This is a genomic window from Azospirillum sp. BE72, assembly GCF_031455875.1.
Taxonomy (GTDB): Bacteria; Pseudomonadota; Alphaproteobacteria; order Azospirillales; family Azospirillaceae; genus Azospirillum.
Map to the genome: position 1 here is coordinate 19,078 of NZ_JAVDTO010000032.1, position 12,969 is coordinate 32,046.

Genomic DNA, 12,969 nt, shown 5'->3' on the forward strand with positions numbered 1-12,969 from the left:
CGATGCTCTTGGGGGCTGCCATCATGGCAGCCACCCTGCTTCCTGCCTGCCCTGTGCGAGCGGCGCCGACGTGCGAGGATGCGATCGCCCAGGTTGCTGAAGAGAGTGGCGTGCCACACCGCATCCTGAAGGCGATTGGACAGGTCGAAAGCACCGGCTGGCCTTGGACCCTCAACTTGGCCGGTCAGGGCTTTTATTACCAGACCAAGGCCGAGGCTGTATCGGCGCTCACGGGCATGCTGACCAAGCGTCAGTACCCGGATGCTGGCTGCGTCCAAATGAACATGCGGTATCACGCATACCGCTTTGGCAGCGTGGAAAAGGTTCTCGACCCACTGACCAACGTTCGGGCCGGCGCGGCCTTCCTCATCGAACTGAAGGAGCGCCACGGCACGTGGGAACGGGCGGCAGGCGCCTTTCACAACACCCGCGATCTAGTCCGGAATCAGGCATACCGATGCCGCCTCGCGCGGGCACTGGCCCCAGAACTGAAAATCTCGTACTGCGTCCGGTCGTGACCCACGGGGATGTTGCGCACCGCCCGATTATGCGAATTCACATAACCGGGCGATGACACTCCATTGTTCACTCGCCACCGAGCAGCTGATCGACCTTCGCCCGTAGTGCGAGAAGTTCCTGTCGATGTTCCGGCGTCAGGGCTGCGCGGTAGGCGTGCAGTTTTTCCACACCGCCGACGAGCCGCTTAATGCCGGTGGTGGCAGCCTTGACGGCATCGGCCGGGGGCTTTGCCGGTTGAGGGGCCGGACCAGCTTCCGCTTTAGCGTTCCGCACCGCTTTGATTGAGAAGCCGGTCTTCTTCAACGCGTCCCATATCGCGCGTTGGGCTTCCTCGCCGTCTACCGTCGCCAACTCGTACAGGACGGTTTTGGCGATCTGGCCTGCCAAGGGCATGTACTCCACCAGGATGCTGTCAGCGATCCTCAGCACTGATAGGCTTCTGGCAATGTCCGGCTGTGCGCGCCCGACCACTTTTCCTAGATCGGTTTGCGTGTAGCCATGCTTGTCTGCCAAGCGCTCCAAAGCTCGCGCGTACTCGACCTCGTTCAGATCAACCCGCTGCACATTGTCCACCAGAGCGATTTCGTCCAAATCGCCTTCTGTGATGATGGCAAAGATGCTCGCCCTTCCCAGCAACTGGTGAGCGCGCAGACGGCGCTCCCCAGCAATGAGGACATAGCCCTGATCCCGGTCGCCCTGGACCAGCACAGGGTTCTTGAGACCATGCCGCTCGATCGACTGCGCCAAAGAAGCAATGGCTTCATCATCGAAGTGCTGCCGGGGTTGATCCGGGTTCAGCTGGATAGCATCAAGCTGAAGCTCGACAACGCGCGGCAGGTTCTCTGATTGCCCGAAAAGGCGAGACGTGCCAGCAAGGTTCTCTGTCGGATCGACGCCGCCGAGCAATTCGCTGGTTCGCCGCTGCAGCTTACGAGCCATAGACGCTCTCCCCCTTGGCTGCCGCCTTCTTCGCGGCGATCCGCATCAGGTCCGCGGTGATGGCTTCAAACACCTCTTGCCCAGGCACCGAGCCCTCGACGGCAAACACGACCTGCCCGGCCGACGCGGCTTGCGCGAGGATCGTCGCATTCGGGATGGGTTCATAGATGTGCAAGCTCTTTTCCCACTGGTTCCGCATATCACTAAGGGTGTCACGATGCTCTGTGAGGTTCCTGCGGTAGAGGGTCGGCACAAGGCCCAGAATGTCCAAGTCCGGATTGGCCGAGCGGCGAATGCGCGTGATCGTGGCGACCAGGCGCTGTACGCCATGGAGAGCGAAGGTCTCCGTTTGGACGGGGACCAGCACCAAATCCGACGCCGACAGCATGTTGATCGTGACGGCACCCAGGTTCGGAGCGCAGTCGATGACCACGAAGTCATAGCTGCGGCGGAGACCGCGCATCTTCCTATCAACAGCCTTCCCCGCGATGCTGTCCGTTACCAACCCTGCGTCTGCATCGGCCAAGGACAAGCTGGCGGGCATCAGGTGGAGCCCTTTGTAAGTCGTCTCGTAAACGACATCGGGCAACTCAGCGTCTTTGATGAGGAAATCGTAGGTCGTTTTGCCGGCCTGTTCGAGCGAGAGGATCGCGCCGGCGCCCAAGCCGAGGTGGATCGACGCATTGCTTTGCGAGTCCGCGTCGATGAGCAAAACGCGGGCCCCAGCCTGAGCCAGATGGTAGGCGAGGTTTACGGCGGTGACAGTTTTCCCGACCCCGCCCTTCTGATTGGCAACGGCGAGGATTGTCGGAGCGAGTTGCGGCCGCGGCGCTGGTTGCTGAATGTCGCCGGCGAGCAGATCGTTCACGGCTTCTGGGATCCGTTCCGCCCCGGTCTCCCAACGCGAGATCTTCTGCTTGTTATAGCGGCGGTTCAGCTGGGTGTTGAGCCAATCTGCGAACGCAGCTTGATCCAGCCCGCGCGCTTCGCGAAGCGCACGCATTTCTTCGCCTTCCATTGGCGGTCCCCTCGTGTGTCTTGATGACGACACGATATTCAGTAGTAGCAACCGCGTCAACCCTCTGTCGCTCAGTTGCTACTACTATTTTCGTCAAAGCCACTCTGCGCTCAGCGTCGGCTCCTGCGCAGACCGAAGCGATTGAGCAGGTGCTCACCCGCTCGCCAGTAACGCAATAGGCAGGGCCTAAGCATCCTACCGTTGACAGTAGTATCAGCTAGACCTCGCCCCTTGTAATCGCCATAAATACTTCGGGATCTAATCGATATGCAGCGATGCGACCACGCCCTTGTTTGTCGAACCGATTACCGGCTGGATCAACATAGTAGCGCTCTGCAATAATCCCGCCGACCATAAGCTCTGTAATTACCCGACTAATGTCCGGGCCGGCCGTTGCCTTCGATAGCATTGAGCGACTAGTGCGGCGATCTGACCAGCGATCTTGGTCAAGAAGGCTGACGACATGCTCTGCTAGTTCATCTCGCGGCAAAGATATGACGCCGGACTTATCGCAAAATTTTGCAATAGTAAGCACAACCGCAAATGCAAACCATGGCCTGCTGCTGATTGCCCCGACTCTGGCGAAGAGTTCACCGAGTTTCATCATTCCCAGACGTACGGAGGACGCTTGTTTAACATGGCGTACTACAAGAACTTTCGCGAGTGCAACTGTGGCGTAATGGTAGTGCATAATCGGGTATGTAATTATCTGAGGCAAGGCGGTTTACGCGAGTCCACGCATGGAATGGCATGCGTCGATTAAAGTGTTGGAAATAAAGGGAATTGAGCCGCTTGGGTACGCCCCTGGATTGGGCTCCACTCGCCAGCTAATAATTATCGCAAAGACGCTATACACGTATATGTAGGTATGGCGATATACATTTTTCTGGTCGTCCACCGCTAATATCGCTGAGCAGGGCTGCGACTCGCATAGCCAAAAGGTGGCATTTATGCCATGATATATAGTCCGTCTGTTCCTGAAAAATGTCTAGCGGAATCAAGGGGATTTACGTTCCAGGGCATTGTTTCCGGTGCGCTGAATTGTGACGATATGCGACAACGTGCCACAAGATAAGGTAGCGATTATGCCACTATTGGTGTGCCGATAATCGGGACAGATAGACGAAATGCGCCGCTGTGCTCCATGGGCAGCGAGACCCGCCCCATCGTTGATAAAGTAGGTATAGGACCAAGACCGTGCTCTACAATGCTGAACAACGCACTCTGAGAATTGGCTGCGGCCGGACGACCGTTCTTCTTGAGCGGCCATTCTGGGATGCCTTAGATGAAATGGCTCTTCAGCTAAAATTTGGCCGTTGGCAACATCTTGTGCGGCACATTTTCAAAGAGTACGGCAAGGACATTGACGGTGGTGTGCCGCTCGCGAGCGTCTTGCGCTGCTATGTACTGCACCATCAGCGCCATGCGACTCCCCTCCCCCGCTCGTTCGATGCTGCTGCGTAACGCGCGTTACGCCGTTGCCGCGTGACGCGCGTTACGGTAGCGTGCCTACAGTTAAGCTATGGGGTGGTAGATGCCGACTAACAATTCCCGGCGCGTGCGAGCTTATGAGCAACGCCTGAAGGCGAAGGGCTATGTGCGCGTGACGGCTTGGATCCCTGCTACGGCCGAGGCGCGCACCCAGCTACAGAGCACAGCCCGAATGCTGCGGAACGACGCTGAACTGGACGCCACTCCAGAGGCTGCCTCCCATGAAGCCTGATGACAATGCACCGGCCGATCTCTTCGGCTATCGCCAGCCTCCACGTGCTGTTGCGACCGGTCGGCCGCTTGGAGACGCCACGGCCAGCCGGCTTGCGGCCGCCACTGCAGAGATCGTGGAGACGGCACCAAGCGCTGCCGATATCTCTTTCCAGCATACCGTCTTTTGCCAAGTGGGTCTGCCATACCGGAAGACTGCGGCGCGCGAGTGGGAGCGGCAACAGGGCCGTATCTCGCTGCGCCTTGAGGCCGGTGCTGTCCTCAATCCGGAGACGGAGAAGTTCGAAGAACTGCCGCTGCCTTACGGTGAAAAGCCACGGCTCGTTCTGCTGCACCTGAACGCGGAAGCCATGCGAACACAGTCGCCCGTCATCGAGGTGGAGAACAGCCTGACGGCATTCGTGCGCTCGCTATCCCTGAACACAGGCGGTCGCACCATCAAGACGATCAAGGAGCAGCTGGCCTGCCTCGCCGCTACCAACATCCGCCTTGGCATGATCGAAGATGGCCGGGCACGGCAGATCAATACGCAGGTCGTCGGCAGCTTTGACCTGTGGTTCCCCCGCACTCATAACCAGCGTGTCCTTTGGCCGTCCACGATCAGGCTGTCGGACGACTATTTCCACTCGCTGATGATGCATGCCGTTCCGCTCGACCGCCGAGCAGTCGCGCGATTGGCTGGCTCAGCATTCGCGCTCGATCTCTACGCATGGCTTGCGCAGCGGCTCCACAAGGTGCCCGCCGGGAAGCCCCAGCTGATCACGTGGCCAGCCTTGGCCGCTCAGTTCGACCAGGGTTACGATCGCCTGCGCGACTTCAGGGCTAGGTTCAACGAGACCATGACGAGGGTGCTCGCGCTTTACCCTGCAGCCCGTACCGAGCCGGCTCCCGAGGGCCTGTGGCTGCGCAACAGCCCGCCGCCTGTCGTCGCAACGACGATGCGCGGCCAACGACTGTTGGAGGTGATCAGTAGCGAGACCCCTGTCCACAAATCCACGGGTCAACGCGCCCGCGGCGCGTAGGGACGGAGGGGCCAGCCGCGCCCCTCATAGCGCATTGGGCTGGCCCCGTAGTCCCGTTGGCCGGTGGAGTTGTGGGCAGGTTCTGGCGGCTGCCACGCCACATCCTTGTTGGCCTTGGGGCAAAAGGGCTCTTCAGTCGGCAGCTGGGGTCACTACACGAAAGTATGTAAATTGTCCGGGATCTGAGAAAGCAGCGTGAACGTGAGCTCAGCCACGCTTTACCTCTGTCCGTTGCCCGTTTTCGAGTTCGTCCAGAACATGCTGGTATTCTCCTGGCGGCAGGGCGCGTGCATCCTCGGCCATATGCCGTAAGGCAGCGAGGCCGGCCTCGGTGAACCGCGCCCGCAGCCAATGGCCGCCATCATCCCGTAACTGCAGCAGCCCACGGTCCAGCATCCCCTGAATGACCGTTCCCGGCTTCGGCTGACCCTTGTTCGGCCCGGTGGCCCACCGCTTCACCAGGATGCCGCTCTCCAGCCGCGGTGCCTGCCCAAAGCGCACCATGAATTCGTTACGGATCAGAGCCCGCTCCCGCGGCGTCAAGGTGGTGTCACTCACCAACTCATCTCCCTCAGTCTTCTCCCCGCGATACGCGGAACCAGTGCTCAGCATACTGCCGACACAGTTCAGCCTCCACGCCATCTCCGATGCGTTCGGCATCAGCCGCGCGGGCGAGCCACTGAGACTGTTTCTGAAGCGCTGATCCGTTCACACGGGCGGGTGCTGGTCGAACTCCGGTCGAAGTGGCAGTGGTGGGACGAGACTTGCTGAAATTCGGTCGCGGCACTGGTATGCGGGGCCTGGAGGGTGGCATGGGGCCTACCGACTTCCTTGAAAGAGTGGAGGGTCATTCTTCGACCTGACAGAGTCTACGCCGCGCAAGGCGCACGATGCGCGAAAATCTTCCGCCGTGACGGCGATGCTGACGTCTGGCGACGCGCAGATCGACACCGGAGGATGTGCGGGCCGGCCACGACACCTGCCAGCCAAACTGCACACCGACAAGGGCTACGACTTCGCCTACTGCCGGCAGGCGTTACGCCGACGAGGGATTGCTCCACGCATCGCTCGGCGTGGCATCGAGAGCAGTGAGCGCCTTGGCCGACACCAATGGGGCCGAGCGGACACTCGCCTGGTTTGCCCGTCTCCGCCGCATCGCCAAAAGCCTCATCTGCTGGCGATTCGTCCAGAGATGGTTCTGTTAGGCACTCTTACTCTCAATTCCAGGACTAATCACAAAATGCTAGCACACCAATTCTTTCTGCTTGCCGAGCCAAACAAAGCGCAGCAGCACAATTGGAAAAACCTAAATATCTATTCGTGTGATGTGGCTCAATATCAGAAATAGTATTGAAAACCTCGGTAAGTAAGTCGTATGGATTGTTTTCGTCCCATATTTCGGCGAGGCCTGCATCAAGCGTAACACGCTCTAGCCATTTGCCTAAGGTTCTTGCACCAACTTGCTTCACGAACTCGTTAGAGATCCCGGATGAAATGCGTAGAAGCAAAAACGCACGACTTATCATAGAGAATGGGTGCGCCTCCGCACCACTTGTCTTCTTCGCATAACGGATAATCGCCAGATCATCCGGCTCAGTTAACCTCTGGAGAAACTGTGGCGTCAAAACGGGAGAGACAGCGCCCGGCATTGTTCTCAAAGCATTTCCAACCTCTTGAGAGATAAAGTTATCAACCGAAAAGCTCTCATCATAAGAATCTTCATCAAAATTTTCAGAAATACTGTCGCGTAGCGCAATCCTAATTAAGTGTTTGTCGACATTATCAAATGTATTTGTTCCTCCAGCATCAACACCCCCCCAAAACTCCGCAAGGAAGGTACAAGTCTCTTCCCACGTAATGGATATCCTATTTAAATCTGTGGGCTCATAACTAGAAAGATTTCTTGCGTCCCTTTCAGAAGCGTATCTCCTAATGTCCAAACCCCACAAATTAAGCCAGTGAGGGATTTGCGCCTGCCACCGATGCTGATACAATATTGTTGAAAGAGGATGATTCCGCAACTGGATCACTTTCCCAATTCGCATCTTTGCGTCTGAACTGGTGATCCAATGCTCGAAGGCCATCCATACCATTTTATGGGTGCCGTACCCATCCTCAGTGTCGGTACTTGCATCAATGCGCGTGCATTTCCCGCTGCCATCGATAGCGTAATTCCATCCGTTCGAAATACCGATCCCAGCCGAAGCAAGAATTGATAAAGCTGCACGAAGCTCAGCATAGTAAGCCATGTGACGCGCACCATGGTAATCGCCATGAATAAGAGCGCCAAGTGATCCGGATAAATATCTCCAGCCATCCATGGAATGGAGTGGAGCGGAAACAGCTATATGCTCCGTATACTCTTTACTCTTAATGGAACCAGATGAAGCGTCTCTTTCAATATCAGAAATGCGCCTGTAGGAATGACTAGGGGGCAGCCATTCTCCAGACTCCACCGCCGGCAACACTCTCGATAGGCCGGAGCTCACAGAAGAAGACTTAGCAGCATTCAAACGCACTTTAATGTGGGTAGGAATCGGCTTAGAGGTCATTGTGTTTCTAACTCCCTAAGCAGATGCCTAGAGATATCTTGCCCCCACCATTCATAGCTAGCGAGGAAGTGATGAAGTTCTTTACGGATTGTCGAATATCCGCCAGTTCCACGGAAAGCTTTCTTAAGAAGACTTTGATCACGCGTTAAGCCCGGAGCCTCCGAGGTACGCCAATCAAACGTCGCCAGTATTGCCGCCAACTCAAATATTTTTTCCACAAATAATTGCTGTTTTAAAGAGGCTATTGAGGCGGTGATTTCTTCATTCGACACGCCCTCGATACCAGGCGGCAAATTCCACATTTTGAGGCTGAGATTCTCTGCCTCATTGGCAAATATGTCGTTGACTACGGAAAGGTAGCCACGAACTCCTTGATCTTGATTCAACAATGAATGCTGACCAATAAACGCCGGATCAGGATCAGAACCCCAAAAATCCATCGTGTCTTGGTTAGTTTGGGGTCTGATGCTTAGCGCCCATTCTGTTGTATTGCGAGAAATTTCAATGCGAAGAGCATCCCAAATAACCATCAGGAACGCTGCTTGCTGGGGTCGCGTCCATGGAAGTGGCCCTTGAATACCTAGGACATTCGCCCCGAATAACCCTTTAGCGCTCCGACCTTTTCCGGTTGCTAGAAAAGTAGCCATAAGGCTATTTACCCAGGCCGCTTGAGATATTTGCTTTAGTCCTCGCTCGCCTAGCATATTGATACGGTCTAACCACGGGCTAGCTGGATGACTGAAGAGCAGATCAACCAACTCTTGAGCGCGAGCTTGCCGATAAATTGAATGTCCCTCAAACTTATAGAGCCAATCCTCCGTACGCAACAGAGGATAAAGATCAAAAGCATGGCTGGGATTGATTCTCTTCGGGGAAACGTTGATCGACCAAAAAAGGTATGCTTGCCAACTTACATCTAGTCCATAAAATGCTACAACAGGGAGTTCAAAGTCCAGATCTATATCCACCTCGCTGAAAGCCCACAATCTATGCTGTCCATCAATTACTTCAAAAGGTGGAAGATCTTCAGGGGTCCATCCCGCCTCCAGACACCCCGCCGGTAAAAGTAATTCTGTCTTGGCTCCGTCATCGTTGATGACTACCTGATCACGTTGGGATACAGACCGCCCGCGCCGCTCGTCTGTAGGCGGAAGAATGTTAATTACGATTGAATTAGGCAACCAGCCTGGCTTCCTTAGATCAGCAAACTCCTGATCACTTCTTTTTGATTCACTCATCTCGGACCAGGGATAACCAAAGCGGAGAAATTTCCCAATTTCAGCCGAACGCTCTCGATCATGGCCGCGCTGCAGTCCAGTAGCGCTCCCTACGCCAGATCGTTCACGCCGAAAAACTCCGCTTAGCGAACGCAAAAGCCCTGCTTTCATCTTGAAAATGAAAATCTCGCTTCTAGGTTTTCTCCTGTTTTGCGAGGCATCATAATCAAGGTTGTCCCACTCTTTTAGCCATTGCTTAACCTTTAAGCACGGAACAGCAGTTTGGACCATTGCATTTCCCAATCCGAGATTTCTCTTATTGCAATTTGCCGACAGTGGCACTCAAAACATAACAATTAACCTTCTGCCATTCTGTTGAAAACTGCATATAAGCTCATCGCGACGCACGACATTCGGGCTTCTGATTCATTCACAGACACCGCTGAGCTTAACAGATACCGCCCTCGGGTCGCAAAAAAAAACAGGACGGCAACTGTCTCCGTGTTTGTCCAAATAAATCTGGCCTGTTCGCGCAACATACACCTTAACAATTTCATCTATTTTACCCGCCGCTTTGATATTTCCGGTATTAAGTGGGCATTCCATAGGATGGGCGAAAAACAACGGCAGCATTATCAACCAAAGACAGTCACGGCGGAGCGGATGCTGATTTCGCTGTCCTTGGTCCGCCAGAATTGGTGCCCGACAGCATAACGGAAGATAGCCGGAGGCTGGATGGCTGGGGGAACGCGGGACCAGAGGGTTTGGATCACCATCCGCTCCTCTGGGGCCGACGATCGGCCTGACCTGCCAATCCCGTCTAACTGCCGGAGGCCGGGTGCTGGGAACAACCGCCGATAGGGGTCTTTTGGCGTTGTTTAGCTGACACTTATCGCGCTGTCCTCTAGCAGATGAATCAACGACTTAGCCGGGCAGGGGACTTATGACCTGTCGGGGCCGGAATCCCCCGGTCCCACACAAGGGATCTTCTCCCCTTGCCTCAACATCTGGGGGCCGGGGACCGCGAACGACGTTCGCAGAACAGCGAGTCGCCCATCTCATGAGCGTGGCAGGTTTGTCGCGCACGGGATCGCCATACGAGATAGCCTTCGTTTCGGCTTGCAGAGAGGGGGGGCGGAGGGTCTTAATTGACCCGTCGAGCATATCGAGGCTCCTTCGCGGAACTTCGATAGACAAAGCCCCGCCGGATCGCACCCGGCGGGGCTTCTGCGTCTCAGAGGATCATGTCTTGGATCACCCGCCACAGGCGGGCAACCGCAGCAATCACCCCCACGATCGCGAACAAGAGGTCGAGCATATCGCCACTCCTTCGCTTTCCGAACTCAGTTCCGACCAGAGGCCGTAACCTTGCAGCCATGTTGCGTCCCGCCGTCTCCGACGCCAAGGCGGAAATTGGGTGAGGATGGGGCCGTGGTGCGGCGCGGCGACAGATTACAGCCTGATTGCCGAACTGATTCAACCACTTGGCAAGGTTGCCACGGAGCGGGAAATTTTAAGGAGGCCTCGGCCTGATCGCCCCAACCGGGGTGCGGTTGGCGGCAATAGCATCACCAAAGGAGGGTACAATGCAGATGTACGGGATCAAAGGGTTCCCGGACGGGGCCGAGGTGCCGAACGTGGTGATGAAGGTGCGCGCATCGGCGCCGGAACGCGCCCTCGCCCTCGCCGGCGCCCGCGAGATCGCCGCAGGCCTGCGCCTGGAAGCCGTCCATATCGGCGGCGCGCTGTCGACCGAAGGTGTGTTCTACGAAGGCCCATGGCCCTGGCCGAACCGGCCGAGATGAACCGGCGATGAGGCGACCAGAGGGCCGCCGCCCTCTGGTCTATAGCCTGCGGCCGAGCGCGACTTGGCGAGATGCAGGGGTTGTCAAGCGCACTGAACGATGAAGATATAAGAGACAGTCGGAGGCCTGCGTTGCCGCGCAGGCCTCCGGCGGGCTCAGTGGCGGCTCACCTGAACGGCCAGAGCCCAGCGCCACAGGCGCAGAGTGAAGGAAAGCCTAAAGATCATCAGGATGACTCCTTGTCTTGATGGGGCGTCCGCCGGGTGTCTCCGCACCCGGCGGCTCGCTAATTCTGAATGTAAAGTTTGCCGCGCATCTTTCCAGGCACTCAGTCTCCATAGCCAGAAAGAGCGCAAAGTCGGTAATTCATACTCCTAGAGGGGTATGGAATTTCCGAAATATGGAGGTAATCCCTGCCAATGGCATGTGGCAGGGTAGCTGTGGGCGCCGCACGAGTCGTCTCGAGGTTGTTACCAGCGTCAGCCGGTGCGCTCTTCTCATTGCTGTCCTCATTCCTCTGTTGCCCTGTCTTTCTAAACCCGCAACTCTGAGCCAAATTGCGGCTTAGACGAAAAAAAGAGGCAGAGACCGGGCAGCGATCCTATCCGGTTGTATGAGCGCCGGCAGCAGCCTCGAGGGTGCCTAAGCTCTTGGGCACCAAAGTGGCGTCCGGATCTGCGAATCCCGTTCGCCCTCTCGACGGAGATTGCTCGACGTTCTATTCTTGTTCTCATGCCGGAACCGAACGTCAAAGACCCCGCGCCGATCTCCTATGGCTTCGACAGCCTCGATCGCTGGCGCGAGCGCGGATCGCTGTTCATTGAGTTCTGGTGCGTCGGTGGTGAAGCGTACGGCCGGCGGTGCGAGCACAGGGAAGCCGTCCCAATCAATAATCTGATCCGCCGCGTCGGGCCGGGCACCTCGCTGCTGATGCTCGCGCGCCGGTCCCGGTGCAAACGGTGCGGCAAGCGTGGTTGTCACGTCCAGCCGGCCGAGCCACCCGTGCAAGGCCAGCCGGGTTATCGCGACTGGCTGCGCGAGGAGATGATACGCTGTCAGCGCTTCCTGGTATGGGCGCGCGAGCATCTCTAGGGGGCTGAGTACCAATGGAACGGGATTCCTTGGTAAGGGCCGAAACCCAGCAATTCCGGCCTTCGTGTCCGGCGTTCCGGTAGGGTAGACCCCAGCAAGGCGAGGCGCTGAGACGCTTCCCGCGCCTCAATAGGGTTCTATTCAGCGTTTCGAGACGGCCTACAGGGCCGGTGTAGACCCTATCGAGACGACGGAGGGCTCAACTAGGTTTCCGGTTCCGCTGCTACTCGGGGTCACTACACGAAAGTGATCAGATTGTCCGGGATGTGAGAACGGACTGGGAACTCATGCTGCAAGCAAGGACTGCATCCTCCGCAACGGCCTGAGGCCGGCTTCTGGAAGGGGATCAGCCCCCCAGACATAGTCACCGGTGAGGCCGATATGCTCCCATCCCAGAGGCGCCACATGCCGCATCAATTCGGGGGTTACGCCATGCCCTTGGCTTACCAGTTCGGCGAAGGCGGCTTCGAGATAGCGCGTGTTCCACAGGATGATGGCCGACACCAGCAGGTTCAGCCCCGATGCTCGGAAAACCTGGTTTTCGAAGCTGCGATCGCGCATCTCACCCAAGCGATTGAAGAAGATCGCCCTGGCCAAGGCGTTCCGGGCCTCCCCTTTGTTGAGGCCGGCGTTGGCGCGCCGGCGCATGGCGGGATCACGCAGCCATTGCAAGGTGAACGCGGTCCGTTCGATACGGCCCAGTTCTCGCAGGGCCAGGGCCAAACCATTCTGGCGCGGGTAAGCCGAGAGCCGCCGCAGCATGGCAGAGGCCGTCGCGGTGCCCGAGCGGATCGAGGTCGCCAATCGCAGCAACTCCGTCCAATTGGCCGTGAGGTGCTCGATATCGATGGTTCCTCCAACCAAGGGCCGCAGGATGGCCGGCGCCTCCCGGCCAGGCAGCAGGTAGAGCCGCCGATCTTTCAAATCGCGAATGCGCGGGGCGAAGCGGAAACCGAGCAGGGCACACAGGCCGAAGACATGGTCGCTCGTTATATGGACATTTGGCTCCAAGGAGCCTTTCGAGCATTCTTGTGACGACATCGGACACAGGGGGCGTCTATGGCCAGGATCGAGCGCACGGAG

At 57.2% G+C, this 12,969-nt stretch carries 12 protein-coding genes and 1 pseudogene; 6 read left to right on the top strand and 7 right to left on the bottom strand.

What is annotated here, in order from left to right; genetic code table 11:
- Positions 1–23 precede the first annotated feature (23 nt).
- Entirely contained in the window at positions 24–518 is a 495-nt protein-coding gene (locus J2Y49_RS31800) for a transglycosylase SLT domain-containing protein (RefSeq protein WP_310119726.1), read from the top strand.
- Positions 519–585: 67 nt separating this feature from the next.
- Here the strand turns inward: J2Y49_RS31800 and J2Y49_RS31805 are convergent, their stop codons facing one another.
- Both J2Y49_RS31805 and J2Y49_RS31810 read right to left on the bottom strand, forming a co-directional pair.
- Positions 586–1,458: a ParB/RepB/Spo0J family partition protein gene (locus J2Y49_RS31805; protein ID WP_310119728.1), complete on the bottom strand. Its 873-nt coding sequence runs from the start codon at positions 1,456–1,458 to the stop codon at positions 586–588.
- Positions 1,448–2,476 (bottom strand): AAA family ATPase, encoded by a 1,029-nt coding sequence (locus tag J2Y49_RS31810; protein WP_310119729.1) that lies wholly within the window; start codon positions 2,474–2,476, stop codon positions 1,448–1,450. Before J2Y49_RS31810 ends, J2Y49_RS31805 begins: the two co-directional genes overlap by 11 nt.
- A gap of 1,197 nt (positions 2,477–3,673) precedes the next feature.
- Between J2Y49_RS31810 and J2Y49_RS32520 the strand changes: the two genes are divergently transcribed.
- Positions 3,674–3,940 carry a ribbon-helix-helix domain-containing protein gene (locus J2Y49_RS32520; RefSeq protein WP_409017946.1) on the top strand — a complete coding sequence of 89 codons (267 nt, stop codon included), beginning with the start codon at positions 3,674–3,676 and terminating at the stop codon, positions 3,938–3,940.
- Positions 3,941–4,188: 248 nt separating this feature from the next.
- On the top strand, positions 4,189–5,220 hold the full coding sequence (locus J2Y49_RS31820) for a replication protein RepA (RefSeq protein WP_310119731.1): 1,032 nt from the start codon (positions 4,189–4,191) through the stop codon (positions 5,218–5,220).
- Between the two features lie 207 nt (positions 5,221–5,427).
- Here the strand turns inward: J2Y49_RS31820 and J2Y49_RS31825 are convergent, their stop codons facing one another.
- Positions 5,428–5,778 carry a hypothetical protein gene (locus J2Y49_RS31825; protein WP_310119732.1) on the bottom strand — a complete coding sequence of 117 codons (351 nt, stop codon included), beginning with the start codon at positions 5,776–5,778 and terminating at the stop codon, positions 5,428–5,430.
- A 13-nt stretch (positions 5,779–5,791) separates the two neighbouring features.
- Positions 5,792–6,034 carry a DUF4167 domain-containing protein gene (locus tag J2Y49_RS31830; RefSeq protein WP_310119734.1) on the bottom strand — a complete coding sequence of 81 codons (243 nt, stop codon included), beginning with the start codon at positions 6,032–6,034 and terminating at the stop codon, positions 5,792–5,794.
- A gap of 141 nt (positions 6,035–6,175) precedes the next feature.
- Here J2Y49_RS31830 and J2Y49_RS31835 point away from each other — a divergent pair.
- Positions 6,176–6,425: pseudogene (locus tag J2Y49_RS31835) on the top strand (IS5/IS1182 family transposase); the annotation flags it as partial.
- Positions 6,426–6,449: 24 nt separating this feature from the next.
- Here J2Y49_RS31835 and J2Y49_RS31840 read toward each other — a convergent pair.
- Entirely contained in the window at positions 6,450–7,772 is a 1,323-nt protein-coding gene (locus J2Y49_RS31840) for a hypothetical protein (RefSeq protein ID WP_310119735.1), read from the bottom strand.
- Positions 7,769–9,280, bottom strand: coding sequence for a DGQHR domain-containing protein (locus J2Y49_RS31845; protein WP_310119737.1), 1,512 nt, complete (start codon positions 9,278–9,280; stop codon positions 7,769–7,771). The genes J2Y49_RS31840 and J2Y49_RS31845 overlap by 4 nt, the downstream gene beginning before the upstream one ends.
- Before the next feature lie 1,295 nt (positions 9,281–10,575).
- On the opposite strand from J2Y49_RS31845, the gene J2Y49_RS31850 reads away from it, so the two are divergent.
- Entirely contained in the window at positions 10,576–10,794 is a 219-nt protein-coding gene (locus J2Y49_RS31850) for a hypothetical protein (protein WP_310119739.1), read from the top strand.
- Positions 10,795–11,526: 732 nt separating this feature from the next.
- Positions 11,527–11,886: a hypothetical protein gene (locus tag J2Y49_RS31855; RefSeq protein ID WP_310119740.1), complete on the top strand. Its 360-nt coding sequence runs from the start codon at positions 11,527–11,529 to the stop codon at positions 11,884–11,886.
- Positions 11,887–12,171: 285 nt separating this feature from the next.
- On the opposite strand, the gene J2Y49_RS31860 is transcribed toward J2Y49_RS31855, so the two are convergent.
- On the bottom strand, positions 12,172–12,969 hold a 798-nt coding region (locus J2Y49_RS31860), incomplete at its 5' end, for a Tn3 family transposase (protein WP_310119742.1).

What these genes read in the sequence shown, in the direction of transcription:
- J2Y49_RS31800 (WP_310119726.1), top strand. Translation starts at nt 24, where the DNA reads ATGGCAGCCACCCTGCTTCCTGCCTGCCCTGTGCGAGCGGCGCCGACG.
- J2Y49_RS31805 (WP_310119728.1), bottom strand. Translation starts at nt 1,458, where the DNA reads ATGGCTCGTAAGCTGCAGCGGCGAACCAGCGAATTGCTCGGCGGCGTC.
- J2Y49_RS31810 (WP_310119729.1), bottom strand. Translation starts at nt 2,476, where the DNA reads ATGGAAGGCGAAGAAATGCGTGCGCTTCGCGAAGCGCGCGGGCTGGAT.
- J2Y49_RS31820 (WP_310119731.1), top strand. Translation starts at nt 4,189, where the DNA reads ATGAAGCCTGATGACAATGCACCGGCCGATCTCTTCGGCTATCGCCAG.
- J2Y49_RS31830 (WP_310119734.1), bottom strand. Translation starts at nt 6,034, where the DNA reads ATGCCACCCTCCAGGCCCCGCATACCAGTGCCGCGACCGAATTTCAGC.
- J2Y49_RS31840 (WP_310119735.1), bottom strand. Translation starts at nt 7,772, where the DNA reads ATGACCTCTAAGCCGATTCCTACCCACATTAAAGTGCGTTTGAATGCT.
- J2Y49_RS31845 (WP_310119737.1), bottom strand. Translation starts at nt 9,280, where the DNA reads ATGGTCCAAACTGCTGTTCCGTGCTTAAAGGTTAAGCAATGGCTAAAA.
- J2Y49_RS31850 (WP_310119739.1), top strand. Translation starts at nt 10,576, where the DNA reads ATGCAGATGTACGGGATCAAAGGGTTCCCGGACGGGGCCGAGGTGCCG.
- J2Y49_RS31855 (WP_310119740.1), top strand. Translation starts at nt 11,527, where the DNA reads ATGCCGGAACCGAACGTCAAAGACCCCGCGCCGATCTCCTATGGCTTC.